Raw genomic sequence first — 26069 nt, forward strand, 5'->3', positions numbered from 1 at the left:
GAGGACGGCGCATCGAGCGAAACGGCGCCCGGAGGAGGACGGCGAGGGATCGGGGGTCAGCGCGCGATGTCGGCGAGGAGGGCGGCCGTCGCGGCGACGAGGTCGGCGGGGGTGAGCTCGATGTCGAAGCCCCGGCGCCCGCCCGACACGAGCACCGTGTCGTGGAGCTCGACGGTCTCGTCGATCACGGTGCGATGCCGCGTCCTCTGCCCGAGCGGCGAGATGCCGCCGAGCACGTAGCCGGTCCGGCGCTGGGCCAGCACGGGGTCGGCCATCGCCGCCCGCCTGCCTCCGACCGCGGCCGCGAGCTCCTTCAGCCCGAGGGAGCCGGTGACGGGCACGACGCCCACCACGAGCTCGCCGTCCACGTCGACCATCAGGGTCTTGAACACGCGCTCCGGCTCGACGCCGAGCGCCTCGGCCGCCTCGAGCCCGTAGCGCGTCGTGGCCGGGTCGTGCCGGTACTGGCGGGGAGTGAAGGGGACGCCCGCCGCCGTCAGCGCGACGGTCGCCGGGGTCCCCGGCCCGCTCCGCGCCATCAGGCGTCCTGCTCGGCCGCCGGCCCGTGCGCGGCGAAGAGCTGCATCGAGGTGCCGGCCACGCGGATGACCTGCCCCGGCTCGAATGACTCGCCGTGCTCCAGCGGCTCCGGCTCCTCGCTGTTCCACAGGCGCGTGTAGCCGGTGACCCCCTCGCCGTCGGCGAGCACGACCGTGGTGTCCTGCTCGACGCCGTGCACCACCAGCAGGACGCGGTCCGGCTCGCCCTCGACCGGCGTCGAGGCGGCGAGGTACTGCAGCGTCCGGTTGGCGGCGGAGGTCCAGTCGTGCTCGCTCATCCCGCGCCCGTGGGCGTCGAACCACGTCATGGTCGTGGCGCCCGGCTCGCTCGCGTCGCCGCTGCCGTAGCGGGAGGGACGCAGCGCCGGGTGCTCACGCCGCAGGCGCAGCAGGGTGCGCGTGTGCGCGCGGAGCGCGAGCTGCCAGTCGGCCAGGCCCTCCCAGCGCACCCAGGTCAGGTCCGAGTCCTGGCAGTAGGCGTTGTTGTTGCCGCGCTGGCTGCGCCCGGTCTCGTCGCCCGCCGTGATCATCGGCACGCCGGCCGACAGCAGCAGGGTGCCGAGGAGGTTCCGCATCGCCTTGCGCCGCGCCAGCGTGATCCGCTCGTCGGTGGTGGGGCCCTCGAAGCCGTGGTTGAAGGAGCGGTTGGTGTCGGCTCCGTCGCGGTTCGACTCGCCGTTGCCGATGTTGTGCTTGACGTTGTACGAGACCAGGTCCGCCAGCGTGAAGCCGTCGTGCGCGGTGACGAAGTTGACCGACGCGAGGGGGCCCCGCTCCGCCGAGAAGGTGTTGGAGGAGCCCGAGAGCCGGGTCGCGAAGCCGCCGATGCCGACGGGGGCCGTGCCGGCGCGGCGGGCGTAGTCGATGTCCGAGAGCCAGAAGTTGCGGGCGCGGTCGCGGTAGCGGTCGTTCCACTCCGACCACCCGGCCGGGAAGTTCCCGGTCTGCCAGCCGCCCATTCCCACGTCCCAGGGCTCGGCGATCATCTTCACGCCGGCCAGCGCTGGATCCTCGACCGCGGCCCGCAGCAGCGGGTGGTCGCTCCGGAAGTGCGCGATCTCGTCCCGGCCGAGGGTCGCGGCCAGGTCGAGCCGGAAGCCGTCGATCCCGACCTCGCCCGACCAGTAGCGCATCGAGTCCAACGCGAGGCGCTGCGCCGCGGGCCGGCCGAAGTCGATCGTGTTCCCGCAGCCGGTGACGTCCACGTAGTGGCCCTCGGGCGTCTGGCGGTACCAGCCGGCGTCGTCGATCCCGCGCAGGCTCGACATCGGCCCGCCCGGCCCCTCCTCGGCGGTGTGGTTGTAGACCACGTCCAGGATCACCTCGAGGCCGGCCTCGTGCAGGAGCTTCACCATCCCCTTGAACTCGCGGAGCACCGCGGTCGGTCCGCCGCGCTGCGCGGTGGAGGAGGCGTACGAGGCGTGCGGGGCGAAGAAGTTCAGCGTGTTGTAGCCCCAGTAGTTGGTCAGCCCCTGCCGCAGCAGGCGCTGCTCCGACACGAACGCGTGCACGGGCAGCAGCTCGACCGCCGTCACGCCCAGATCGAGCAGCGCCGAGACCGTCGACTCGTGCGCCAGGCCGGCGTAGGTGCCGCGCAGCTCCACGGGCAGCGCCGGGTTCAGCCGGGTCAGCCCCTTCACATGCGCCTCGTAGATCACGGTGCGGTCCATCGGGGTGCCGGGCCGGGAGGAGAAGCCCCAGTCGAACGCGTCGTCCACGACGACCGAGCGCCACTCGTTCTCCGCCACCCGGTGCAGGCCGCGGGAGTACGGCTCCAGCAGGGCCCGGCGGGGGTCGAAGCGGTGCCGGGGGCCCGTCGGCCCGTCGACGCGCAGGGCGTAGCGGCGGCCGGGGGCCAGCAGATCGGAGCGCGCGGACCAGACCGCGGCGTCGTCGCGCGCCAGCGGGACCGTGCGGGTCACCCAGGTCGGGTCCTTCTCGTCGTACAGCAGCAGATCGACGGCGCTCGCGCTCTCGGACCAGACCCGCAGCTCACCGCCCTGATCGTCCACGGTCACGCCGAGCCGGGCCAGGGGATCGTGAGAGGTCATGCGACTTACAGTAGTGACGGGCACCGGCTCCCTCCGTGCCCCCGACGCGGGACGAAGGGCTGCTGTGATCTACCTCGACCACGCCGCGACCACCCCGCTGCGCGCCTCGGCGCTCGCCGCGTTCGCGGAGGCGTCCGCCCACGGCGGCAATCCCTCCTCCGTCCACGGCTCCGGCCAGGAGGCGCGCCGCCGGCTGGAGGACGCCCGGTCGGCGCTCGCCGGGGTGCTCGGCTGCGAGCCGATCGAGGTGATCCTCACCGCCGGCGGCACCGAGGCGGTCAACCTCGGGATCAAGGGCCTCTACTGGCAGCGCCGGAGCGAGGACCCGGCTCGCGTCCGGGTCCTGGTCGCCGAGGGGGAGCACCACGCGACGCTCGACTCGGCCGCCTGGCTCGCCGAGCACGAGGGCGCCGTCCTCGAGTGGCTGCCTCTCGACGACGAGGGCACCCTGCGGCCGGAGGCGCTCGCCGCGGCGCTGGAGGAGGACCCCGGCTCGGTCGCCCTGGTCACGGTGCTCTGGGTCAACAACGAGATCGGGACGATCAACCCGATCGCCGAGCTGGCGGCCGCGTGCGCCCGCGCCGGCGTCCCCCTCCACGTCGACGCGGTCGCCGCCCTCGGACACGTGCCGCTGCGGATCGCCGAGATCCGCCGCGCCTCCGGCTCCGGGCGCGGCGCGGGACTGGCCGCCGTCAGCGTCTCGGGTCACAAGGTCGGCGGGCCGATCGCGACCGGTGCGCTCGTGCTCGCTCGCGACGCCCGCGTGGTCCCGGTGCTGCACGGAGGCGGACAGCAGCGGGGCGTCCGCTCCGGCACCCAGGACCTGCCCGGCGCCGCGGCCTTCGCCGCCGCCGCGGTCGAGGCGGACGCCGAGCTGTCGGTGGAGGCGCAGCGCCTGGCGGCCCTGCGCGACCGGCTCGTCGCGGGCGTCCTCGCCGCCGTGCCGGGGGCAACCCTGACCGGGCCCGCCCTCGACTCCGGACGCCGGGTCGTCAACAACGCGCACCTCGCCTTCCCCGGTGCGCAGGGCGACTCCCTCCTCTTCCTCCTCGACACCGCGGGCGTCTCCGTCTCGACCGGGTCCGCCTGCACGGCGGGGATCCCGGAGCCCTCGCACGTGGTCCTCGCGCTCGGCCGGAGCGAGGACGAGGCCCGCGGGGTGCTCCGGATGACGCTCGGCCACACCTCGACCGACGCGGACGTCGACGCCCTCCTGGCCGCGCTGCCCAGCGCCTACGCCCGCGCCGCCCGAGCCGGACTGTCGAACCGCGCGGTGCTGCCCGCCTGAACCCCTGCCGGCCGCGCCCGCGGGAAACGTAGACTCGCACGGTGAAGGTTCTGGCGGCGATGAGCGGTGGAGTGGACTCGGCGGTGGCCGCGGCCCGCGCGGTGGAGGCGGGGCACGACGTGGTGGGCGTACACCTCGCCCTGAGCAGGATGCCCGGCACGCTGCGCACCGGCAGCCGGGGGTGCTGCACGATCGAGGACTCGATGGACGCGCAGCGCGCCGCGAACGTCCTCGGCATCCCGTACTACGTGTGGGACTTCTCCGAGCGGTTCAAGCTGGACGTCGTCGACGACTTCGTCGCCGAGTACTCGGCGGGCCGCACCCCGAACCCCTGCATGCGCTGCAACGAGCGGATCAAGTTCGCCGCCCTGCTCGAGAAGGCTCTCGACCTCGGCTTCGACGCGGTCTGCACCGGTCACTACGCCTCCCTCCGCACCGCCGCCGACGGCTCCCCGGAGCTCCATCGCGCGAGCGACGAGGCGAAGGACCAGTCCTACGTCCTCGGCGTGCTGACGGAGCAGCAGCTGCGGCACTCGATGTTCCCGCTCGGCTCCACGCCGTCCAAGGCGATCGTGCGCGCGGAGGCGGCCGAGCGGGGCCTCAGCGTCGCGAGCAAGCCCGACAGCTACGACATCTGCTTCATCCCCGACGGCGACACCCGCGGCTGGCTCGCCGAGCGCGTCGCCCCCGAGACCGGAGCGGTCGTCGATCGTGACGGCGCGGTGGTCGGCTCCCACGAGGGCGCTCACGGGTACACGGTGGGCCAGCGCCGGGGCCTGCACCTCGGCGTCCCGGCGCCCGACGGCCGGCCGCGCTTCGTCCTGGAGGTGCGGCCGGTGAGCAACGAGGTCGTCGTCGGTCCGCGCGAGGCGCTGCGCATCGGCGAGATCGCCGGCGAGCGGTTCACCTGGGCGGGGGCCGCTCCCGAGGACGCGGACGCGCCCTTCCGCTGCGACGTCCAGATCCGCGCCCACGCCGACCCGGTCCCCGCCTCCGCGGTGGTGTCGCACGTCGATGGCAGGGTGGAGCTCGTGATCACTCCGGACTCGCCGCTCGACGGCGTCGCCCCCGGCCAGACGGCCGTCGTCTACCTCGGCACCCGCGTGCTGGGCCAGTGCACGATCGACCGCACGGTCGCGGCCGACGCCGCGGTGCTCCGGTGAGCGCCGTCGAGCCCGCCGCCCGCGTCGAGGAGCTGCGGGCGCGGATCCGGTCGGCGAGCGACGACTACTACGCGGCCGACTCCTCGCCGCTGTCCGACGCCGAGTACGACGCCCTGGTGCGCGAGCTCGCCGCGCTCGAAGCCGAGCACCCCGAGCTCGCCGCCGAGGACTCGCCGACGCGGACCGTCGGCGGGATCGTCGGAGCGGGCCTCGCCCCGATCGACCACGCCGAGCGGATGCTCTCCCTCGACAACGTGTTCTCGGCCGAGGAGCTGCGCGAGTGGTGCGAGAAGACGGTGGCCTCGGCCGACCGCCCCGTCGCCTGGCTCACGGAGCTCAAGATCGACGGGCTCGCGATCTCCCTCCACTACGAGGACGGCCGCCTCGTCACGGCGGCGACCCGCGGTGACGGCCGCACCGGCGAGGACGTCACCGTCAACGCCCTCCGCGTCGCGGGCATCCCCGAGCGCCTCTCCGGCGAGGGCCACCCGGCACTCGTCGAGGTCCGCGGCGAGGTCTTCATCCCCGTGGCCGCCTTCGCCGAGCTGAACGCCCTCCAGGAGACGCTGCGCGACGAGGCGGTCGAGGAGGCGCGGACCCGCTGGTCGTCCCGCCCGCCCGCCACCCGAGGCGTCTTCGAGGAGGAGAAGGCGCGCACGAGCGCACTGCGGCGCTTCCCGACCTTCGCCAACCCGCGGAACGCGGCGAGCGGCGGCCTCCGCCAGCAGCTCGACAAGAAGTCGGGTCTCGACCTGCGCGCCGGCGAGGCGCGCGTCGGCTCCCTCGCGCTCTACGTGCACGGCATCGGCGCCTGGCCGGACCCGCCGGTCGCGACCCAGTCCGAGGTCTACGGGCTCCTCTCCTTCTGGGGACTGCCGGTCAGCGGCCACAACCGCGTCTCGGCCTCGGTGGAGGAGGTGCTCGCCTTCGTCGACCGCTACGGCCGCGAGCGGCACTCGGTCGAGCACGAGATCGACGGCGTGGTCGTGAAGGTGGACGAGCTCGAGCTGCACGACGAGCTCGGCGCCACCAGCCGGGCGCCGCGCTGGGCGATCGCCTACAAGTACCCGCCCGAGGAGGTCCACACGAAGCTCCTCGACATCGTCGTGAGCGTCGGGCGCACCGGCCGCGCGACGCCGTTCGCCCAGATGACCAAGGTGAAGGTCGCGGGGTCCGAGGTGCGCCAGGCCACGCTGCACAACGCCGACGTGGTCAGGGCCAAGGGCGTGCTCATCGGCGACACGGTCGTGCTGCGGAAGGCCGGGGACGTCATCCCCGAGGTGCTCGGCCCGGTGGTGGAGCTCCGCGACGGCTCCGAGCGCGAGTTCGTGATGCCGACGCAGTGCCCCGAGTGCGGCACCACGCTCGCTCCGGCCAAGGAGGGCGACGTCGACCTGCGCTGCCCCAACGCGGAGTCCTGCCCCGCGCAGGTCCGCGGGCGCGTCGAGCACATCGGCAGCCGCGGCGCGCTCGACATCGAGGCGCTCGGCGAGGTCAGCGCCGCCGCCCTGACCCAGCCCCTGGTGCCCGCCGAGCCGCCGCTGCGGACCGAGGTCGGCCTGTTCGAGCTCACGGTGGCCGATCTCTTCCCGATCGAGGTCGTCGTCCGCGACTCCGAGACGGGTCTGCAGAAGCTCGACGCGAAGGGCGATCCGAAGGTCGTCACGCCCTTCAAGCGCAAGCGGCAGCTCGCCAAGGACGGCGCCTTCGACCCGGAGGCGGGAGCCTTCGCGGGGGACGCCGCCTCCGTGCCCTCCACCAACGCCCTCCGGCTGATCGAGAACATCGAGCGGGCGAAGACCAAGGAGCTGTGGCGCCTGCTGGTCTCGCTCAGCATCCGGCACGTCGGCCCGGTCGCCGCGCGCGCGCTGGCGGGCTACTTCGGCTCGCTCGACGCGATCCGCGTGGCGAGCCGCGACGAGCTCGCCGCGGTCGACGGGGTGGGCGGGATCATCGCCGACGCCCTGATCGCCTGGTTCGAGGTCGACTGGCACGTCGAGATCGTCGACCGCTGGGCCGCGGCCGGAGTGCGCTTCGCCACGCCCGGCCACCCCGGTCCCGGTGCCGCGGACGCCGCTGGCGGGGTGCTCGCGGGTCTCACGGTCGTGGCGACCGGCAGCCTGGAGGGGTACTCCCGCGAGGGGGCGCAGGAGGCCATCCTCGCGGCCGGCGGCAAGGCCGGCTCGAGCGTCTCCAAGAAGACCGACTACGTCGCCGCCGGTCCCGGCGCCGGCAGCAAGCTCGGCAAGGCCGAGGCCCTGGGGCTCCGGATCATCACCGCGGCCGAGTTCCACCTCCTGGTGACGGAGGGACCGGACGCGATCGCGCTGCCGGAGGAGGCGTCCGCCGACGCTCCCGAGGAGGCCGCCGCCGGCCCGGACGGGGACGTCGCCGGCGCATCGCGCTCCGACGCCTCGCCGGAGGACGACGCCGTGCCGGAGACCGACGCCGTCCCGGACGCGGCCGCCCCGAGCACGGAGGAGCCGACCGGGCCCGATGCCTGACGCGGGCGGCGGGGAGCGGCGTGCGGTCCTGCGCCGCTCCCTCGCCGACGCAGCGTCGCTCGCGCTCGACGCCGCGGTTCGGCCCACCGCCGCCGAGCGCCGGACCGCCGAGGTGCTGGGCCGGATCGACCACCTGGTCGTGCTCTCCTTCGCCGGCCGCAGCCGCGACCAGGTCCTCGGCGCGCTCGACGATCCGGACGGTCCGGTATTCACCGGTGATACGGACGCCGTGATGACCGCGCCCGGCCCGGACGATCCTCCGGGCGCGCGCTTCGCCCCCGAGATGCTGCCGGTGCACGCGCTCCTCGCCACGGCCTTCGCTCGGGCCGACCACTGGCGCGCCGACGGCCGCGATCCGCTGCCGGCGGCCCTGCGCGCGGCCCGGGAGACCGGCACCGGCTGGGCTCTCGCGGTCGACGAGCGGCAGGGCGTCTCGACCACGCTCCTCGCCGATCCGGAGTGGCCCCACCGCGATCCGGGCGCCGCCGGCTCCCGCGGCGGGCGCCTCCTTCCCATCGACGCGCTGGCCGCCGAGGCCGCAGCCGGCACCCTGCCTCCGCTCGTCCTGGTCGAGCCGCGGTCCCTCGTCGATCCGGCCGACTTCGCCGACGCCGCAGCCGCCGGCACCGATCGATCCGCCGATGCGCGCCTCGCGGAGCAGCTGCTGCACGTCGTGTTCGACGCCGTCCGCGACGCGGAGCGGGCGGGGCGGCGGATGCTGTTCCTCGTCACCGCGCGGGGGAGCGCGGAGCGGCCTGGCACGGTGCCGGCGCTCGTGCTCGCCTCGGCCGTCCCCTCGGGTGCACGGATCGGCGTGCCGCTCGGTCCGGAGACTCCCGCGCAGCTCGTCCGCGCCCGGGCGGGCGTGCGCCGGGCCCTCGTCGATCCGCAGGTCCGTGAGCTGGCCGCACTCCTCAGCGGTCCCGACCGGTCCCTCGCGCGCTGGCCCCGCACGGCGCCGGCGTTCGCGCCGCCCGCGCCGGTCGGGCGCCGCCTCCGCGACGCGGCCCGCCGCGCGCACGTCGACCCCGAGCCGGAGTCGGGACTGCTCGCCCGCGTTCGAGCCGCCGTCCCGGGCGCGTCGCTACACTCCGAGCAGGCGCAGGCGGCGCAGGAGAGGCGGCGGAGATGACCAGCGAGCGGACGCCCTCGGAGCACGACGACGGAGCTCCCCGCTCCCGCTCGCGCCGCCGCTTCCTGGCCGGCACCGCCGCCGCCGGAGTCGGAGCCGGAGCTCTCGCCGGTGGCGCGATCGGCGCGGCCGTCGCCTCCGGCCCCCGCCGCGAGGAGGAGCCGCGACTGCCCGCCCGCACGGAGCCGGGATTCGACCACGTCGTCGTGATCATGTTCGAGAACCGCTCCTTCGACAACGTCCTCGGCCGCCTCTACGGACCGGACGACCTGCCCGCGGGCGAGAGCTTCGAGGGCCTCCTCCCCGACGAGCGGACGAACACCAGCGCCGGGGGACTGACCGTCGGCACGCACGTCTACGAGGGCGCCACCGACTCCGTGATGCGCCAGCCCGACCCGGACCCGGGCGAGGAGTACCCGCACGTCAACACTCAGCTCTTCGGCACGGTGGATCCGCCCGAGAACGCCGGCCGCACCGTCGGCGCCATGACCGCGCCCTTCAACGCGCCCGCCGACGCCTCCGCCCCGACGATGAGCGGCTTCCTCGAGGACTACGTCCAGCACCTGAGGGTGATGAAGAAGGGGCAGGAGCCCACGGCGGAGGAGGTGCGGACGATCATGGGCGGCTTCTCGCCGGAAATGCTGCCCGTCTTCTCCACCCTCGCCCGCGAGTTCGCCGTCTTCGACCAGTGGTTCTGCGCCGTCCCCTCCCAGACCTTCTGCAACCGGTCCTTCCTGCACGCGTCGACCTCGCACGGCTTCGTCACCAACAAGCAGGGCGGCGGCTACGAGAAGTGGCTCGCGGACGACCTGACCGACGCGCCGACGGTGTTCAACCGCCTCGAGGAGGCGGGGAGGACCTGGCGCGTCTACTTCGACGCGCTGCAGGTGGTCTCCTACACCGGCTTCCTGCACGCGCCGGTGCTCGAGAAGTACTGGAAGACCCACTTCTCGACGATGGACCGCTTCTACGCCGACGTGGAGAACGGCGAGCTGCCCGACTACGCCTTCCTCGAGCCGCGGCTCGTCTTCGACCACAACGACATGCACCCGCCGACCGGGGTCCTGCACGAGGACGAGGTCGACGGCACGCCCGTCTACGACAGCGCGCTGTCCGACGTCCGCGCCGGCGAGCTGCTGCTGCACCAGGTGTACTCGGCGATCCGGGAGAGCGCGAGCACGACCGGCTCGAACGCGGTGAACACGCTCCTGCTGGCGACCTTCGACGAGCACGGCGGCCTCTACGACCACGTCCCCCCGCCGTCGGCGACTCCGCCGGGCGACGGCCGCGAGGGCGAGATGGGCTTCGCCTTCGACCGGCTCGGCTGCCGCGTGCCGGCGATCGCGGTCTCGGCGTACACGAGGGCCGGCACGATCGTGCACGACGAGCTGCACCACGGCGCCGTGATCCGGACCCTCAGCGCCCTGCACGGCCTCGAGCCGCTGACCGCTCGCGACGCCTCCGCCCCGGACCTCTTCGGGGTGCTGACCCTCGACGAGCCGCGGCAGATCGGCGACTGGCCGACCACGGTGCCGCAGTACCTGCCGCCGAACCCCGAGGCGGCACCGGCGCATCCGGCGCACGTGAACCGCGACAAGCCGCTGAGCCCGCCCGCCGTCGGCCTGATGGGCCTGCTGCTGGCCCGGTACGGCGAGCCCGGCGAGGACCTGCCGACCACCTACGAGGGCGCGTACAACGCCCTCCTGAAGCACGGCGCCAGCCTCTTCGGCGGCTCCTGACGGGCGGGCGGCACGGGCGGAGGCGGTGCGGGCGCGCCGAGTAGACTGGCGGCCGGAAATCCCCCCGAACCACCAGACGGAGACGCATGTCCGAGATCACGGCCGACACGGTCGCCCATCTGGCCCAGCTGGCCAGGATCGACCTCACTTCCGACGAGATCGGGAGCCTCACCAGGGAGCTCGGCCAGATCGTCGACTCCGTGCGCGCGGTCCAGGCCGTCGCCACGCCCGACGTGCCGGCGACCAGCCACCCGATCCCGCTCGAGAACGTCTTCCGGCCCGACGTGGTCGGCGAGACCCTCACGCTCGAGCAGGCGCTCTCCGGCGCGCCCGAGCACGACGGCAGCCGCTTCCAGGTCTCCGCGATCCTGGGGGAGGAGCAGTGAGCGCGCACGGCGACGAGCTCGTCCGCCTCAGCGCGTCCGCCCTCTCCGGGAAGCTGGCCGACGGCTCGGTCTCCTCGGTCGAGGCCACCCGCGCCCACCTCGAGCGCATCGACGCGGTCGACGGAGCGGTCCACGCCTTCCTCCACGTCGCGCGCGAGGGCGCGGTCGCGTCCGCCGAGGCGATCGACCGCCGGCGGGCCGACGGCGAGTCGCTGCACCCCCTCGCCGGGGTGCCTCTCGCGGTCAAGGACGTCATCGTCACGAACGACATGCCGACCACGAGCGGCTCCCGCATCCTCGAGGGCTGGCGCCCGCCCTACGACGCGACCGTCATGCGCAAGGTCCGCGAGGCCGGGCTGGTCCCGATCGGCAAGACCAACATGGACGAGTTCGCGATGGGCTCGACCACCGAGCGCAGCGCCTACGGCCCCACCCACAACCCGTGGGACCTCGACCGCATCCCCGGCGGCTCCGGCGGCGGGTCCGCCGCGGCCGTCGCGAGCTACGAGGCGCCCCTGGCCCTCGGCTCCGACACCGGGGGATCGATCCGCCAGCCCGCGCACGTGACCGGCACCGTCGGCGTGAAGCCGACCTACGGCGGCGTGTCCCGCTACGGAGCGATCGCGCTCGCCTCGAGCCTCGACCAGATCGGCCCCGTCTCCCGGACGGTCCTCGACTCCGCGCTGCTGCACGACGTCATCGCGGGCCACGACCCGCGCGACTCGACGTCGCTGCGCGACTCCTGGCCCTCCTTCGCCGACGCGGTGCGCCGCGCCGACGTGACGGGCCTCCGGATCGGCGTGGTCAAGGAGCTCGACGGCGGCGAGGGCTTCCAGCCCGGCGTGCTGGCGCGCTTCCACGAGGCGCTCGAGATCCTTCAGGGCGCCGGAGCCGAGGTCGTCGAGGTGAGCCTCCCGAGCGTCGAGCATGCGGTCGCCGCCTACTACCTGATCCTCCCCGCGGAGGCCTCCAGCAACCTCGCCAAGTTCGACTCGGTCCGGTTCGGCCTCCGCGTCACGCCGGAGGGCGGCGGCACGGTCGAGCAGGTCATGTCCGCGACCCGCGAGCAGGGCTTCGGCCCCGAGGTCAAGCGCCGGATCATCCTCGGCACCTACGCCCTCTCGGCCGGCTACTACGACGCCTACTACGGCAGCGCGCAGAAGGTCCGGACCCTGGTGCAGCGGGACTTCGACGCGGCCTTCGCGGACGTCGACGTGATCGCCTCGCCGACGGCACCGACGACCGCCTACCGCCTCGGCGAGAAGCTCGACGACCCGCTGGCGATGTACCGCGGCGACGTCGCGACCATCCCGGCGAACCTGGCCGGCATCCCCGGCATCTCCGTCCCCGCCGGCCTCGCCGACGAGGACGGGCTGCCCGTCGGCATCCAGTTCCTCGCTCCCGCCCGGGAGGACGTGCGCCTCTACACCGTGGGCGCCGCGCTCGAGGCGCTGCTCGAGGAGAAGTGGGGCCGCCCGCTCCTCGCGCAGGCCCCCGACCTGACCCACTCCGTGCTCTCCGCGACTGAGGAAGGTGCCGTCTGATGGCCTCCGCGCACACGTCCGCTCCCGAGCTGATGGACTACGACGAGGTCTTCGAGACCTTCGAGCCGGTGCTCGGCTTCGAGGTGCACGTCGAGCTCAACACGAAGACCAAGATGTTCTCGGACGCGCCGAACGAGTTCGGGTCCGAGCCCAACACGAACGTGACCCCGGTCGACCTCGGCCTCCCGGGCTCGCTGCCGGTCGTGAACGAGCAGGCCGTCCGCTACTCGATCAGCCTCGGCCTCGCCCTGGGCTGCTCGATCGCCCCGTCCAGCCGCTTCGCGCGCAAGAACTACTTCTATCCGGACCTGGCGAAGAACTACCAGATCTCGCAGTTCGACGAGCCGATCGCCTTCGAGGGCTCGGTCGAGATCGAGCTGGCCGACGGCTCGCTCGTGCAGATCCCGATCGAGCGCGCGCACATGGAGGAGGACGCCGGCAAGCTCACGCACGTCGGCGGCGCCACCGGCCGCATCCAGGGCGCCGAGTACTCGCTCGTGGACTACAACCGCGCGGGGGTCCCGCTCGTGGAGATCGTCACGAAGCCCATCTACGGCGCGGGGAAGAGCGCGCCCGAGTACGCGAAGGCCTACGTCGCGACGATCCGCGACATCGTGCTGGCGCTCGGCATCTCGGACGCCAAGATGGAGCGCGGCAACCTGCGCTGCGACGCGAACGTCTCGCTCCGCCCGATCGGTCAGGAGAAGCTCGGCACCCGCACCGAGACCAAGAACGTCAACTCGCTCCGCTCGGTCGAGCGCGCCGTCCGCTACGAGATCCAGCGCCAGGCGGCGATCCTCGCCGCGGGTGGCACGATCACGCAGGAGACGCGCCACTGGCACGAGGACACCGGCCGCACCTCCGCGGGCCGGCCGAAGAGCGACGCCGACGACTACCGCTACTTCCCGGAGCCCGACCTGCTCCCGGTCGTGCCGAGCCCGGAGTTGATCGAGGAGCTGCGCGCCGCGCTCCCCGAGAAGCCTGCCGACCGCCGTCGCCGCCTCAAGCAGGAGTGGGGCTTCACCGACCTCGAGTTCCAGGACGTCGCCAACAGCGGCCTGCTGGTCGAGATCACCGAGACCGTCTCCGCGGGAGCCGCTCCGCAGGCGGCCCGCAAGTGGTGGACCGGGGAGATCGCGCGCCTCGCGAACGCGGCGGGCGAGGACCCGGCATCCCTGGTCACCCCGGCCCAGGTCGCCGAGCTCGCCGGTCTGATCGAGAGCGGCACGCTGACCGACCGCCTCGCCCGCGAGGTCCTCCAGGGCGTCATCGCCGGAGAGGGCACCCCGCAGGAGGTCGTCGACGCCCGTGGACTCGCGGTCGTCTCGGACGACGGAGCGCTCATCGAGGCGATCGACGCGGCACTGGCCTCGCAGCCCGACGTGCTCGCGAAGATCCGCGACGGCAAGGTGCAGGCCGCCGGTGCCGTGATCGGTGCCGTGATGAAGGCCATGAAGGGGCAGGCCGACGCCGCCCGCGTCCGCGAGCTCGTCCTGGAGCGCGCGGCCGGCTGAGCCGGTGCGCGGGGAGGTGCGGTCATGAGCGGTGGAACCGGCGACGCGCCCCTTCCCGCGCGGCTCGAGCTGCCGGCGGGCGCCCTCCTGCGTCCTCTCGTCTCCAGCGACGCGGACCTCCTGCACGCGGTGATCGGCGAGCAGAGACCGTGGCTCGCGGCTCTCCTCCGCGTGGACGATCCGGCCGCCCTGCCGTCGGCGTCCCTCGGCGACGACGTGCGCGGTCTCCTGCGCCTCGAGGAGGAGTCGCGTGCGGGCAGAGCGCACGCGTTCCTGCTCGTCGGCCCGGACCGCACCGAGGCGCTGGGCGCTCTGAGCGTCCGGCCCGGCGGCGGCGACTCCGCCGAGGCCTCCTGGTGGGTCGTCCCCGCCGTCCGGGGCTCGCGGCTCGAGGAGGAGCTCGACGCCTACGCGCGCCGCTGGCTCCAGCAGCACTGGCCCTTCGCCTCGGTCACCACGCCCGACAACCACCCCGACGATCCCGCCTCCCTGGCCGGGGCGAACATCGTGGCGCTCGTGCCCGTCGCGCCGGAGCGCACGGCCCTCCCCGACGCCGACGCCGCCTCGGCGGCGCTCCTCTGGGCGGAGTACCGCTCCACGCATCCGGGAGTCGACGAAGCGCTCCCGCCGGTCGAGGCGTTCGGCGACAGCACGGCGATGGCGGACGAGCTGCTGGGCCTCGTGCGGCGCGGAGTGAAGACGGCCACGGCGTCCCTCGCCGAGGAGGGGGCGCCCGTCGCGGGCGACCACTGGATCGTCTGCGACGGCGCGGGAGCGGCGCGTGTCGTCCTCGTGACGGACGAGGTGCGGACCGGTCCGCTCGACTCCGTCGACGACGCGTTCGCCTGGGCCGAGGGCGAGGGGGACCGCACGCGCGCCTCCTGGCTCGACGGCCACCGCCGCTACTTCGCCCGCGTCTCACCGGGCGGCATCGGCGACGTGGTCTTCGAGCGCTTCCACGTGGTCTGGCCGGAGGCCGACGCCGAGCGCGCCGCCGCCTTCGCCCGCTCGGTCGGAGCGTTCCGGCCCGAGGAGCTCGACGGGACTCCCGCGCAGACCTAGGGGGTTTCCCGGATGCCCCGCTCAGGCGCCCTGCGCCAGAGTGGAGTCATGGCTACTCTCGTGCGCCCCCGTCGGGGCAGGATCATCGCCGGCGTCTGTGCCGGTCTCGCCCGCCGATTCGGCTGGAGCCCCTTCGTGGTGCGTCTCCTGTTCGTGCTCTCGTGCCTCCTCCCGGGGCCGCAGATCATCGCCTACCTCGTGATGTGGGTGGTCATCCCGAAGCAGAAATGACCGAGGCCCCCGCTCCGAGCAGCCTCTGAGAGAACGCTCAGCACCCGGAGCGACGAGGGGCCTACGGTGGCGGTGTGCGTCCGTCGGGCGCCGAGGAGGAGATCATGGGATTCCTGGACCGACTGCTGGGCCGCGACGAGCAGCCCGAGAGCGCACGCCGCTCGACGTACGCGCCGCCGCAGGCCGCGGAGCGCAGGCCCGAGTACGGCTCCCCTCCGGCGACGTCTCCGCGCACCGACGATGAGCGTGCCATCGAGCGCTACCGCTATCTCCTCCGCACCGCGCCGCCCGAGGCGATCGAGCAGGTGCACCGCGAGGCCTTCGAGCAGCTGACCCCGGAGCAGCGCCAGCAGGTCTTCCGAGAGCTCAGCGAGGGGGCCCCTGTCGGCGACGCGCCGAAGGACGACGATCCCCGCACGCTCGCCCAGTCCGCCACGAGGAGCGAGCTGCGCCAGCCCGGATTCATGGAGCGGCGCTTCTCCGGCGGCGGAGGCATGGGCTTCGGCGGCGTCCTCGCCTCCTCGATGCTCGGCACGATCGCCGGGTTCGCGATCGGCTCGGCCATCGCGGGCGCGTTCCTCCCCGACGCGGGAGGCGACTACGCCGGCGGTGACGGCGGGGGAGACGCCTCGGCCGACGGCGGAGCGGATGCGGGAGGTGCGGACGCCTCCGGTGCGGACGCCGGAGACGGCGGCGGCTGGGGCGACTCCGGCAGCGGCGACTTCGGTGGCGGAGGCGACTTCGGCGGGGGCGGCGACTTCGGAGGCGGCGACTTCGGCTTCTAGCCTCGTTGCAGAGGGCCCCCGATCACGGACAGTGGTCGGGGGCCCTCGCTCGTTCCGGGCTAGTCCTCGTCGGTCAGCATCGCCTTCACCTGGCGGCGGAGGACCTTGCCGATCATGCTCCGCGGCAGCTCGTCGACGACGGTGATCCGCTTGGGCACCTTGTAGGGGGTCAGCGCCTCCCGGACGGCCTTGCGGGCGGCTGCGACGTCGAGCTGCGCGCCCGGCTCCAGGACGACCGCCGCCGCCACGGACTCGCCGCTGCGCGGATCGGGCAGGCCGACCACCGCCACCTCCTTGATCTCGGGCAGGCGGAGCAGCACCTCCTCCACCTCGGACGGCGAGACGTTGAAGCCGCCCGTGATCACGAGCTCCTTGATCCGGTCGACGATGCGCACGAAGCCGTCCTCGTCGATCGTCGCGATGTCGCCGGTGCGGAACCAGCCGTCGCCGGTGAAGGTCGCCGCCGTCTCGTCGGGCTTGCGGTGGTAGCCCCGGAACACCTGCGGACCGCGCACGACCAGCTCGCCCTGGTCGCCGGTCGCCACCTCCGTGTCGGGATCCTCGGGGTCGACGATCCGCACGTCCGTGCCGGGCAGCGGGAGCCCGACCGTCCCGGCGCGTCGCGTCGGACCGACCGGGTTGGCCATCAGGACCGGAGAGGTCTCCGAGAGGCCGTAGCCCTCGACGAGCGTGCCTCCGGTCAGCGCCTCGAACGACTCGACCAGCGCCGGGTCGAGCGGCATCGCGCCGGAGATGGCGATCTCGATGCCGCGCAGGGAGACGCCCCGCTGCTGCGCGCTGCGCGCCAGGCGCTCCGCGATCGGCGGAACGGCCGGGAGGAAGGTGGCGGGGTGCTTCTTGACGACCTTCAGCACCAGCTCCGGGTCGAACTTCGGGAACAGCACCAGGCGCGCGCCCATGCTCATCGCGAAGGTGAGGCAGAGCGTCAGCCCGTAGGCGTGGAACATGGGGAGCACTGCGTATACCACGCAGTCGCCGCGGCGGACCGTCGGCACCCAGGCGCGCGACTGGGCGGCGTTCGCCGTCAGGTTCGCGTGGGTCAGCTCGGCGCCCTTGGGCGTGCCGGTCGTGCCGCTCGTGTACTGAATGACCGCGAGGTCCTCCGCGACCGGGCGCGGGTGCGCCGGGTCGATCCGCCGCCTCAGCAGCGACTCCCACTCGATCGCACCGCGGACCGGCCCGGTCAGCGCGGCGCGCGACTCCCGGGCCTTCTTCAGCGGCAGGCGGAGGGCTGCGCGCATCGAGGCGGGCATCGCGCGGGTGAGGTCGACGGCGACGACGGTCTCGACGCCGAGGTCGGCAGGGAGGTCCTGCACCGTCGGCACGACGCGGTTCCAGGCGATCGCGACACGAGCGCCGTGGTCCTCGAACTGGTGGCGCAGCTCGCGCGGGGTGTAGAGCGGGTTGTGCTCGACCACCACGGCGCCGAGCCGGAGGACGGCGTAGAAGGCGACGACGTGCTGCGGGCAGTTCGGGAGGACGAGGGCGACAGGATCGCCCGCGCGGACGCCCAGGCGGCGGAGGCCCTCTGCGGCCCGCTCCACCTCGTCGGCGAGCTGGGAGTAGCTGGTCGAACGGCCGAAGAACTCGAGCGCGACCTGGTGGGGATACCGCTCGGCCGACTCGGTGACGATGTCGACGAGCGAGCCGGTCGGGAGCTCGAGCTCCGTCGGCACGCCGGGCGCGTAGCTGCGGATCCAGGGGCGGGGCGGGTGGGTGCTCACCCGCCCCACTCTAGGAGGAGGTGCCGGGGCTCAGGCTCCCTGAGCCACCGCGTCCTCGATCGGGGTGGGACCGGAGACGATCTCCCACGTCTTCGCGATGGAGGTCGGCTGCGCCAGGGCGGCGATCACCGTGGCGGCGACGTCCGCTCGGGGGATGCTCCCCTTCTCGACGGAGGTGCCGAGCGTGATCGTGCCGGTGCCCTCGTCGTCCGTCAGCCCGCCCGGGCGGAGGATCGTGTAGTCGAGGCCGGAGTCGCGCAGTGCCGCGTCGGCGTCGCGCTTGGCCTCGACGTAGGCCTTCCAGCCCTCCTCCGTGTCCTCGGGGAGCGGCTCGTCCACACCGATCGCGCTGACCTGCACGAAGTGCTGGACCCCGACGATCGCGGCGGCCTTCTGGCTGAGGACGGACGCCCCCAGGTCGACGGTGCGCTTGCGCTCCGGGCCCGAGTCGGGCCCGGCTCCGGCGGTGAAGACCATGCCGTCGACGTGGCCCAGCGCCTCGGCGAAGGCCTCGGGCGTCGTGTCCTCGAGGTCGTGCACGAGCGGCTCGCCGCCCAGCCGGACGATGTCCTCGGCGTGATCGGGGTTGCGGATCACTCCGACCGACTCGTGGCCGGCGTCGTAGAGCAGGTGCAGGATCTGCTGCCCCACCTTGCCGTGGGCTCCGATGACGGCGATGCGTGTCATGGACGTTCCTCTCCTCGTCGGGGCGGGTCGCCCCGTGTTCGTGGTCCACTCCATCCTGCCGCGGCGTCCCTGGACGCCCCCAGGCCTTGACGGCGTCCGGGCGCCGGGCCGTCAGGCGGCGATCCGGTCGTCGCGTCCGGTGATGGCGAGCAGGCGGCTCTGGAGGGAGGCGGCGTCGTCGACCGGCACGGGCGCGGCGTAGAGGCCGCTCGCGCGCAGGGTCTCCTCCTGGGGTGCGAAGAGCTCCCAGACCGCTGCGACGAGCTCCTCGTCCAGCCGCTCGTCGCTGCCGGTCGCGCGGGCGAGGTCCCAGGCGTGGACGGTCACATCGGCCGTCTGCTCCTGCAGCAGCTCGACGGCGCTGACGGTGTCGCGCCCCAGCTGCACGGTCGCCGCCGGGTCGACGGTGCGGACAGCGACGCGCAGGCGGTCGGTCACGCGGCGCCACTCGCTACTCAGATCGGTGGCGACGGACTCGAGTCGCAGCGCCGACTCGTCGCCGCCCGAGAGGAGCGTGTGCGCGCGCTGCTGCTCGCGGACGACGTGCAGCACGAGCGCGCGCGTGTCCCACTCGGTGTCGGGCGTGGGGGCCGACCAGTCCTCGACGGCGCTCAGCCGGAGCTCGAAGGCGCGGTGGGCGCGGTCCTGCAGATCGAGCCAGCGGCTCATCTCGGCGCCGGGGCCGGTCTCGGTGGCGGTGGGGGAGTCGGGCTGCTCGTGCGTCATGGTCTCTCCGGAGCGTCGTGGTGCTCGGGTCAACCGCGAGTGGTCGGCGCTCATTCCCGGCCGGCCCGCGCGCAGCGGTCGAGCGGCCGATGTCGGTGGTGCGTGCGAGCATGTCCCAGGGCGTGGGCGAGCAGGACGGAGCGGCGTGAGCAGGCAGGACGGCACGGCGTGAGCGAGCAGGACGGCACCGCGTGAGCAAGCAGGACGGCACGGGGCGGCAGGTCACGACCGAGCCCTTCGACGACCCGCGCGCGAGCATCATGCACATCGACATGGACGCGTTCTTCGCCTCCGTCGAGCTGCTCGACCGGCCGGATCTGCGCGGGAGGCCGGTCATCGTGGGGCACCACGGAGCGCGCTCCGTCGTCACAGCGGCGACCTACGAGGCGCGCCGCTACGGCGTCAACTCGGCGATGCCCATGGCGGTCGCCCTCCGCCGCTGCCCGCAGGCCGTGGTCCTCGAGCCGCACATGGAGCGCTACCGCGAGGCTTCTCGCCGCGTCATGGCGATCTTCGACTCCTTCACGCCGCTGGTCGAGCGCCTGAGCATCGACGAGGCGTTCCTCGACGTCGCGGGTGCCCGCCGCATCTCGGGCTCGCCGTTCGCGATCGGCACCGAGATCCGCCGCCGGGTGCACGCCGAGCTCGGGCTGACCTGCTCGGTCGGGATCGCCAGCACCAAGTTCGTCGCCAAGCTCGCCTCCGGCCGCTCCAAGCCCGACGGTCTGCTGGTCGTCCCCGCCGACGGCGTCCGCGAGTTCCTCGATCCGCTGCCCGTGAGCGCGCTGTGGGGAGTCGGCGCGAGCACGGAGGAGGCGCTCGTCCGCCGCGGTCTGCGCACCGTCGCCGACGTCGCGACCACCCCGCTGCCGTCGCTGGTGTCCGCCCTCGGCGAGGCGACCGGGAGGCGCCTGCACGCCCTGGCGAACGGGGTGGATCCGCGGCCGGTCGACACCCGCCAGATCGAGAAGAGCGCCGGACACGAGATCACGTTCGCCGACGACGTGGCCGACCCCGAGCTCGTCCGTCGTGAGCTGCTGCGGCTCTGCGACAAGGTCGCCGTGCGGATGCGCCGCTCGGGAGTGCGCTGCCGCACCGTCGCGGTGAAGGTGCGCTTCGGCGACTTCAGCACCCTCACCCGCTCCCGCACGCTCGTCGAGGCGACGGACGTGGCCCGGGTCCTCTACGAGGCCTCCTCCGCGCTCCTCGAGGCGGCCAACCCGATGCGGCGGCCCGTGCGGCTGATCGGCGTGCGCGGCGAGCAGCTGGTCGAGGGCGACGACGTCGCGTTCTCCCTGTGGAGCGACTCCGACGACTGGCGCGACGCGGAGCTCGCGGTCGACGGCGTGGCCGCCCGCTTCGGCTCCGGGGCCGTGCGTCCCGCCTCGCTCCTGTCCCGGTCGGCTCCCGAGTCGGCCAAGGGGATCGACCTCAGCGACACGCTCGCTACGCGGAACCGATCGTCAGACTGATCGGGCGGTGGTCGGAGCCGTTCGGCGGCAGGACCGCGACGGTCGCGGCGGTGACGCCGTCGGCGAGCGCGTGGTCGAGCGAGACGAGCGGCAGCAGGGACGGCCAGGTCGCCGGGAAGCCGACTCCGCCCGTGCGGACGAGACCCGCCTCCGCCAGCACCGGAGCGAACAGGTGGTCGTCCGTCGGCGTGTTGAAATCGCCGATGACCAGCGTCCGCTCCGACTCGTCGTCTCGGAGAGCGGTGGCGAGGTTCGAGAGCATGGTGTCCCGCTCCTCGTGGTCGCCCGGCCGGAACGAGGCCAGGTGCACCACGAACAGGCGAGCGCTGCCGACCGGCGTGTCGACGTCGACGGCGAGCGCGCGCTCCCAGCCGAGACCGAGGTCGAGCGGCTCCTCGTCGGTCAGCTCGGTCCGGCTCCAGACGCCGACGGTGCTCGAGACGGACGAGTACGGGTACTCGTCGGCCAGCTCGGCGTCGACCGCGTCCACGGCGTCTCCGTCGAGCTCCTGCAGCGCGATCACGTCGGGGCCGCGGGCGGCGAGCGAGGCGGCGAGCCCGCCGGCGTCGCCGCTCGTCTCGATGTTCTGGCTGACGACGGTGAACGAGCCGGAGCGCACGGCCGGCGCCGGCAGTGCGACCGGCAGCACCAGCACGCCGTAGACCATCGCCAGCACGGTGACCGCGGCCGCCGTCCGGCGCGACCGGAGGGCCGCCGCGGCCGCGATGAGGAGCAGCACGAGGAGCCCCGTCCAGGGGATCCCGACCTCGAGGACCGACAGCCAGCCGATCGGATCGGGCAGTGCGCGGTGGAAGGCGAGGAAGGCGGCGAGCACGAGGCTCGCGACCGCCACCGCGGCCGAGCGCACGGGGCGGCGGCGGCGGGTGCGGGCGGACATCCGTCGATCATGGCAGCAGGTCCCCGGAGGTCCATGGACGAGTCCTGTGCGCCCCGGCGGGCCGCTTGTCGCCGCGGAGAGCCGCGGAGTACCGTCGCACCATGCCCAACATCGCAGTCTCCCTGGCCGACGCCGTCACCACCGCGGGTACCGCGACGATCTACGGCGAGCCCGTCACCGTCGACGGCGTCTCGCTCGTCCCCGTCGCCCTCCGCTGGTTCGGTTTCGGCGGAGGCAGCGGCTCCGAGGACGGCCAGGAGGGCGGCGGCGGAGGCGGCGGCGCCACGGTCATCCCGATCGGCGCCTACATCAAGGACGACCTCGGCCTGCGGTTCCAGCCGAACGTGATCTCGGTCCTCGCCGTCGGCATCCCCTTCGTGTGGGTGACCGGCAAGGCCCTCGCGCGCATCATCCGCGCCCTCAAGAAGTAGCCGGAGCGGCCCCGCGTCAGCTGGCGCGCTGCTGGCGCGCGGGGTACCACTTCTTCTTCGTCCGGCCGAAGCCGACGATCAGACGCTCGGCGTCGTCCGGCCGGCGGGGGTCGTAGATCACCGCGGCGGGCTCACCGGCCATCCACGCGTCCCCCCGCTTCAGCGGGTACTTCTGCGCGCGCTTCTCCACACCCTCGGCGGTCCGGTAGACGACCAGGAGCCTGCCCAGATCCCGTGCCGAATCGCGATCGCCGCGTGCCGGATCCGGCCCGACGACGCGCGCCGGCACCCGCGTGCCGTAGCTGAGCAGCTCGCGGCGGATCCGCGCACGGCGCTGCCAGAGCAGGGCCTGCAGCAGGACGATCAGCAGCACGGCCAGGACGACGACCACCGACCACGACATGACGTCTATGATTGCCGATGAACACGGGAGTCCGGTGCACCGGGCTGAGAGGAAGGCAGCAGCCTTCGACCGTCGAACCTGATCTGGGTCATGCCAGCGAAGGAACGTTTCGATCTCCTCTTACCAACCCGTGCCCTCCATTCGCTTCCACGAAAGGGCACGTCAGTGCAGAACACGAACGCGCAGAACACGAACGCGCAGAACACGAACGCGCAGAACACGAACGCGCAGAACACGAACGCGCAGAACCTCACCTCCTCCGCCCCGGCCCGGCGCGATCTGCGCTGGCGGGTCGTCGACATCGTGGTGGCGAGCGTCGTCGCCGTCGCGAGCGGGATCGTCTTCTGGGCCTGGGGCCTGGCGACGAACGTCCTCGGCCTCGCCTTCGAGTTCCTGCCCGGGCTCGGCGGGCTCCTCGGCGGCGGCTGGCTCTTCGCCGGCGTCCTCGGCGGCCTGATCATCCGCAAGCCCGGAGCCGCGCTCTACACCGAGCTGGTCGCCGCGGCCGTGTCGGCTCTGATCGGCACCCAGTGGGGCTTCACCGTGCTGATCTCCGGACTCGTGCAGGGACTCGGCGCGGAGATCGTCCTGGCGCTCTTCCTCTACCGCAGCGGCCGTCCGCTCGTCGCGATGCTGGCCGGTGCCGGTGCGGGGCTCGCCCTCGCGATCAACGACCTGCTGTCGTACTACGCCGTCAACGACGCGCTCTTCAAGACCGTCTACGTCGCCTCCTCGATCGTCTCGGGCGCGCTCCTGGCCGGGCTGCTGTCCTGGTTCGCGGTGCGGGGGCTCGCGGCCTCGGGAGCGCTGGACCGCTTCGCCTCCGGGCGCGAGGGCCGGACGGTCGAGGGAGCCGGCGCGGGCGCTCGATGAGCGGCGCTTACGTCCGGGCGCGGGGCTGGAGCTGGCGGCACGCGGGACGCTCCCGCGACGCCCTCTCCGGCCTCGATCTCGCGCTGGAGCCGGGGGAGCGCGTGCTGCTCCTCGGCCCCTCCGGCGCGGGAAAGAGCACGCTGCTGCACGCCCTGGCCGGCGTCCTCGGCGGGGAGGAGGACGGCTCCGCGGCGGGCGAGCTCGAGATCGACGGAGCCGCGCCGCTCACCCGGCGCGGTGTCGCGGGGCTCGTGCTGCAGGATCCGGACACTCAGGCGGTCCTGGCGCGGGTCGGCGACGACGTCGCGTTCGCCTGCGAGAACCTCGGCGTGCCGCGCGAGGAGATCCCCGCGCGGGTGCGGGAGGCACTCGGCGACGTCGGGCTCGACGTGCCGTTGGACCACTCCACCTCGGCGCTCTCGGGCGGGCAGAAGCAGAGGCTCGCCCTGGCGGGTGTGCTCGCCATGCGTCCGCGGCTCCTGCTCCTCGACGAGCCCACCGCCAACCTCGATCCGGACGGTGTACGCGAGGTGCGGGCGGCGGTGGAGCGCACGGCCGCCCGCACGGGGGCGACGCTGATCGTCGTCGAGCACCGGGTCGACGTGTGGGTCGGCCTCGTCGACCGGGTCGTGGTGCTCGGGCGGGACGGCGCGGTCGTCGCCGACGGCGCTCCGGTCGAGGTACTCGATCGAACGCACGACGTGCTCCGCGCCTCCGGCGTCTGGCTGCCCGGTGACACCCCCGCCAGGCGCGGGGCGAGCGTGCTGCCCTCGCCCGCCGCCCTGAGCGCGCACGACCTCGCCATCGGCCGGCCCGTCCTCGGGCGCCGCCGCTCGACCATCGTGGCCTCGGGGCTCGAACTCGCCGTCGACTCCGCGCGGGCCACGGCCGTGCTGGGACCCAACGGCGCGGGGAAGTCGACCCTCGCGCTCACGCTGGCCGGTCTCCTGCCGCCGGTCGCGGGGCGGGTGACCGCCTCCGAGTCGCTCCGCGCCGGTGCGGGCCCGGAGCCGATCCGCTGGACCTCGGCTCAGCTCGCCGGACGGATCGCGATGGTGTTCCAGGAGCCGGAGCACCAGTTCCTCACCGCTCGCGTGCGCGCCGAGCTCGCGCTGGGCGCCCGCGACGAGACGGAGCGGCATCGGGCGGAGGAGCTCCTGGAGCGCCTCGGCCTCGCGCACCTCGCCGACGCCAACCCGTTCACCCTCTCCGGAGGCGAGAAGCGGCGCCTGGCCGTCGCGTCCGCCCTCACCCGGTCGCCGTCCGTGCTCGTCCTCGACGAGCCGACGTTCGGGCAGGACCGCCTGACCTGGGAGGTGCTCGTCGACCTCCTCGCCGAGCAGCGCGACGCGGGCACGGCGGTGCTCGCCGTCACCCACGACGAGGCGCTGGTCGCCGCCCTCGCCGACTCGGTCGTCACCCTCGGCGCCCGCGAGGTGGTGTCGGGATGACGCTCCTCGACTCCGTTCCCGCGCGCAGCCGGATCGCCCGGGCCAACCCGGTGGCCAAGCTCCTCGCCAGCCTGGTCATCGCGTTCGCGCTCCTCCTCACGGTCGATGCGGTCTCCGCGGCGACGGCGCTGGCGCTCGAGCTGCTGGTTCTGCCCTTCGCGGGGCTCCGAGCGGGTGAGCTCGTGCGGCGGACGGCTCCCGTCTGGATCGCGGCTCCGCTCGCCGGCCTCTCGACAGTCCTCTACGGGCGCGACAGCGGCGCCGTCTACGCGGAGTTCCTCATCGTGTCGGTCACAGAGGGATCCGTCGCCCTCGGGCTGGCCATCGCGCTGCGCGTCCTGGCGATCGGACTGCCGAGCGTGGTCCTCATCGCCACCACCGACCCGACGGACCTGGCGGACGGCCTCGCGCAGATCCTGCGCCTGCCCTCGCGCTTCGTGCTCGGCGCTCTCGCCGGCATGCGGCTCGTCGGTCTGCTCGTCGACGACTGGCGCACCCTGTCGATGGCCCGCCGGGCCCGTGGGGTCGCCGACGGCCGCGGGCCCGTCGAGGCGCTCCGCAGCCTCGCGGCCCGCACGTTCTCGCTGCTCGTGCTGGCCATCCGGCGGGGGAGCAGGCTCGCGACGGCGATGGAGGCGAAGGGCTTCGGCTCCGGCGTCCCGCGCACCTGGGCGCGGCAGTCGCGCCTCGGAGCCGGCGACCTCCTGCTGCTCGCGGGCGGAGTGCTGATCGCTGCCGTCGCCGTGACCGCCGCCGTCGTCACCGGCTCCTGGAGCTTCGTCCTGCATGGCTGAGCGGATCCTGCCGCTGACGGATCACACGGCGGGCGACCTCGCCCGCTCCGTGATCGCGCGGCGGCGTCGGACGGTGCTGCTGGACGGACCGAGCGGCTCCGGCAAGTCGACGTTCGCGCGCGCGCTGGTCGAGCAGCTCCGTCTCGCGCCGGCGGCACCGTCGGTCACGCTCGTGCGGATGGACGACCTCTACCCCGGCTGGACGGGCCTGGACCGGGCGTCGCGGGAGACGGCCGGGACGCTCGTCCGCCCCCACGGCCTCGGCCTCGTGGCGCACTGGCGGCCCTGGAACTGGGCCGCGGGGACGACGGCCGGGCGCCGCGCCGTCCGCGAGAAGCTTCTGGTGTTGGAGGGCTGCGGGTCGGCCGGCGCCGCCGCGCGCCGCCACGCCGATCTGGTGGTCTGGCTCCAGGCCGACGACGAGGTTCGGCGCGTGCGCGCGCTGGAGCGCGACGGCGAGCTCTTCGCTCCGCACTGGGACGCCTGGGACCGCGACTTCCGCTCCTACTGCGCTCGGGAGCGGACCCGGGAGAACGCCGACCTCGTGCTGGACACGGGCGGCGGGGGAGCGGTGCGCGGCTGAGGGGTCCCGTCCGAGCGCGGCGACGCGCGGATTCCCGTGGGGGCTCT

General features: G+C 73.9%; 24 protein-coding genes and 1 riboswitch. Of the genes, 17 read left to right on the top strand and 7 right to left on the bottom strand.

Going from position 1 to position 26069, the window contains the following annotated elements:
- Nucleotides 1-56 precede the first annotated feature (56 nt).
- Nucleotides 57-539: a Cys-tRNA(Pro) deacylase gene (gene ybaK / locus C5D09_RS08435; protein ID WP_104247616.1), complete on the bottom strand. Its 483-nt coding sequence runs from the start codon at nt 537-539 to the stop codon at nt 57-59.
- Nucleotides 539-2611, bottom strand: a complete 2073-nt coding sequence (gene glgX / locus C5D09_RS08440) for a glycogen debranching protein GlgX (RefSeq protein WP_104226854.1) — start codon at nt 2609-2611, stop codon at nt 539-541. Before glgX ends, ybaK begins: the two co-directional genes overlap by 1 nt.
- Nucleotides 2612-2675: 64 nt before the next feature.
- Between glgX and C5D09_RS08445 the strand changes: the two genes are divergently transcribed.
- The 11 genes from C5D09_RS08445 (at nt 2676) to C5D09_RS08495 (ending at nt 15959) form a co-directional block, all read left to right on the top strand.
- A complete protein-coding gene (locus C5D09_RS08445; protein WP_308471883.1) occupies nt 2676-3899 on the top strand; it encodes a cysteine desulfurase family protein in 1224 nt (407 codons plus the stop codon).
- A 41-nt stretch (nt 3900-3940) separates the two neighbouring features.
- The gene (gene mnmA, locus C5D09_RS08450) at nt 3941-5062 is read left to right on the top strand and encodes a tRNA 2-thiouridine(34) synthase MnmA (protein WP_181028759.1); all 1122 of its coding nucleotides are present in this window, start codon (nt 3941-3943) and stop codon (nt 5060-5062) included.
- Nucleotides 5059-7566 (top strand): NAD-dependent DNA ligase LigA, encoded by a 2508-nt coding sequence (gene ligA / locus C5D09_RS08455; RefSeq protein ID WP_104269083.1) that lies wholly within the window; start codon nt 5059-5061, stop codon nt 7564-7566. Before mnmA ends, ligA begins: the two co-directional genes overlap by 4 nt.
- Nucleotides 7559-8698 (top strand): hypothetical protein, encoded by a 1140-nt coding sequence (locus tag C5D09_RS08460; protein WP_104269084.1) that lies wholly within the window; start codon nt 7559-7561, stop codon nt 8696-8698. The genes ligA and C5D09_RS08460 overlap by 8 nt, the downstream gene beginning before the upstream one ends.
- Nucleotides 8695-10437 carry an alkaline phosphatase family protein gene (locus C5D09_RS08465; RefSeq protein WP_104269085.1) on the top strand — a complete coding sequence of 581 codons (1743 nt, stop codon included), beginning with the start codon at nt 8695-8697 and terminating at the stop codon, nt 10435-10437. The genes C5D09_RS08460 and C5D09_RS08465 overlap by 4 nt, the downstream gene beginning before the upstream one ends.
- Nucleotides 10438-10523: 86 nt before the next feature.
- The gene (gene gatC / locus C5D09_RS08470) at nt 10524-10823 is read left to right on the top strand and encodes an Asp-tRNA(Asn)/Glu-tRNA(Gln) amidotransferase subunit GatC (protein WP_104223877.1); all 300 of its coding nucleotides are present in this window, start codon (nt 10524-10526) and stop codon (nt 10821-10823) included.
- A complete protein-coding gene (gene gatA / locus C5D09_RS08475) occupies nt 10820-12367 on the top strand; it encodes an Asp-tRNA(Asn)/Glu-tRNA(Gln) amidotransferase subunit GatA (protein ID WP_104223876.1) in 1548 nt (515 codons plus the stop codon). The genes gatC and gatA overlap by 4 nt, the downstream gene beginning before the upstream one ends.
- Complete coding sequence (gatB, locus tag C5D09_RS08480; RefSeq protein WP_104269086.1) at nt 12367-13881, top strand: Asp-tRNA(Asn)/Glu-tRNA(Gln) amidotransferase subunit GatB; 1515 nt, start codon at nt 12367-12369, stop codon at nt 13879-13881. Before gatA ends, gatB begins: the two co-directional genes overlap by 1 nt.
- A 24-nt stretch (nt 13882-13905) precedes the next feature.
- Nucleotides 13906-14943 carry an ASCH domain-containing protein gene (locus C5D09_RS08485; protein ID WP_104269087.1) on the top strand — a complete coding sequence of 346 codons (1038 nt, stop codon included), beginning with the start codon at nt 13906-13908 and terminating at the stop codon, nt 14941-14943.
- 48 nt (nt 14944-14991) lie between these two features.
- Nucleotides 14992-15174, top strand: coding sequence for a PspC domain-containing protein (locus tag C5D09_RS08490; RefSeq protein WP_104223873.1), 183 nt, complete (start codon nt 14992-14994; stop codon nt 15172-15174).
- Between the two features lie 104 nt (nt 15175-15278).
- Nucleotides 15279-15959, top strand: coding sequence for a hypothetical protein (locus C5D09_RS08495; protein WP_104269103.1), 681 nt, complete (start codon nt 15279-15281; stop codon nt 15957-15959).
- 59 nt (nt 15960-16018) lie between these two features.
- Here the strand turns inward: C5D09_RS08495 and C5D09_RS08500 are convergent, their stop codons facing one another.
- The 3 genes from C5D09_RS08500 to C5D09_RS08510 form a co-directional block, all read right to left on the bottom strand.
- On the bottom strand, nt 16019-17704 hold the full coding sequence (locus tag C5D09_RS08500) for a long-chain-fatty-acid--CoA ligase (RefSeq protein WP_104269104.1): 1686 nt from the start codon (nt 17702-17704) through the stop codon (nt 16019-16021).
- Between the two features lie 30 nt (nt 17705-17734).
- Entirely contained in the window at nt 17735-18391 is a 657-nt protein-coding gene (locus C5D09_RS08505; RefSeq protein ID WP_104223727.1) for an SDR family oxidoreductase, read from the bottom strand.
- Nucleotides 18392-18502: 111 nt separating this feature from the next.
- The gene (locus tag C5D09_RS08510; RefSeq protein ID WP_258066953.1) at nt 18503-19117 is read right to left on the bottom strand and encodes a TIGR03086 family metal-binding protein; all 615 of its coding nucleotides are present in this window, start codon (nt 19115-19117) and stop codon (nt 18503-18505) included.
- 191 nt (nt 19118-19308) lie between these two features.
- Between C5D09_RS08510 and dinB the strand changes: the two genes are divergently transcribed.
- Nucleotides 19309-20589, top strand: a complete 1281-nt coding sequence (dinB, locus tag C5D09_RS08515) for a DNA polymerase IV (RefSeq protein WP_104223726.1) — start codon at nt 19309-19311, stop codon at nt 20587-20589.
- On the opposite strand, the gene C5D09_RS08520 is transcribed toward dinB, so the two are convergent.
- On the bottom strand, nt 20564-21487 hold the full coding sequence (locus C5D09_RS08520; protein WP_104250548.1) for an endonuclease/exonuclease/phosphatase family protein: 924 nt from the start codon (nt 21485-21487) through the stop codon (nt 20564-20566). The two genes, dinB and C5D09_RS08520, sit on opposite strands and share 26 nt — an antisense overlap.
- A gap of 101 nt (nt 21488-21588) precedes the next feature.
- On the opposite strand from C5D09_RS08520, the gene C5D09_RS08525 reads away from it, so the two are divergent.
- Entirely contained in the window at nt 21589-21918 is a 330-nt protein-coding gene (locus tag C5D09_RS08525) for a hypothetical protein (protein WP_104269088.1), read from the top strand.
- 16 nt (nt 21919-21934) lie between these two features.
- Here C5D09_RS08525 and C5D09_RS08530 read toward each other — a convergent pair whose 3' ends face one another.
- A complete protein-coding gene (locus tag C5D09_RS08530; protein WP_104223723.1) occupies nt 21935-22321 on the bottom strand; it encodes a DUF3592 domain-containing protein in 387 nt (128 codons plus the stop codon).
- 14 nt (nt 22322-22335) lie between these two features.
- Nucleotides 22336-22443: riboswitch (TPP riboswitch) on the top strand.
- Between the two features lie 43 nt (nt 22444-22486).
- Here C5D09_RS08530 and C5D09_RS08535 point away from each other — a divergent pair.
- Genes C5D09_RS08535 through C5D09_RS08550 form a run of 4 tightly spaced genes read left to right on the top strand, consistent with a single transcriptional unit; the run spans nt 22487 to nt 26022 of the window.
- Nucleotides 22487-23194 carry an ECF transporter S component gene (locus tag C5D09_RS08535; RefSeq protein ID WP_374953804.1) on the top strand — a complete coding sequence of 236 codons (708 nt, stop codon included), beginning with the start codon at nt 22487-22489 and terminating at the stop codon, nt 23192-23194.
- A complete protein-coding gene (locus tag C5D09_RS08540; protein WP_104232520.1) occupies nt 23191-24645 on the top strand; it encodes an ABC transporter ATP-binding protein in 1455 nt (484 codons plus the stop codon). Before C5D09_RS08535 ends, C5D09_RS08540 begins: the two co-directional genes overlap by 4 nt.
- The gene (locus tag C5D09_RS08545) at nt 24642-25439 is read left to right on the top strand and encodes an energy-coupling factor transporter transmembrane protein EcfT (RefSeq protein ID WP_104223720.1); all 798 of its coding nucleotides are present in this window, start codon (nt 24642-24644) and stop codon (nt 25437-25439) included. Before C5D09_RS08540 ends, C5D09_RS08545 begins: the two co-directional genes overlap by 4 nt.
- A complete protein-coding gene (locus tag C5D09_RS08550) occupies nt 25432-26022 on the top strand; it encodes an AAA family ATPase (RefSeq protein WP_104269089.1) in 591 nt (196 codons plus the stop codon). Before C5D09_RS08545 ends, C5D09_RS08550 begins: the two co-directional genes overlap by 8 nt.
- The last annotated feature ends 47 nt before the right edge of the window (nt 26023-26069 follow it).

Source organism: Rathayibacter sp. AY1C9, assembly GCF_002932315.1.
GTDB lineage: Bacteria > Actinomycetota > Actinomycetes > Actinomycetales > Microbacteriaceae > Rathayibacter.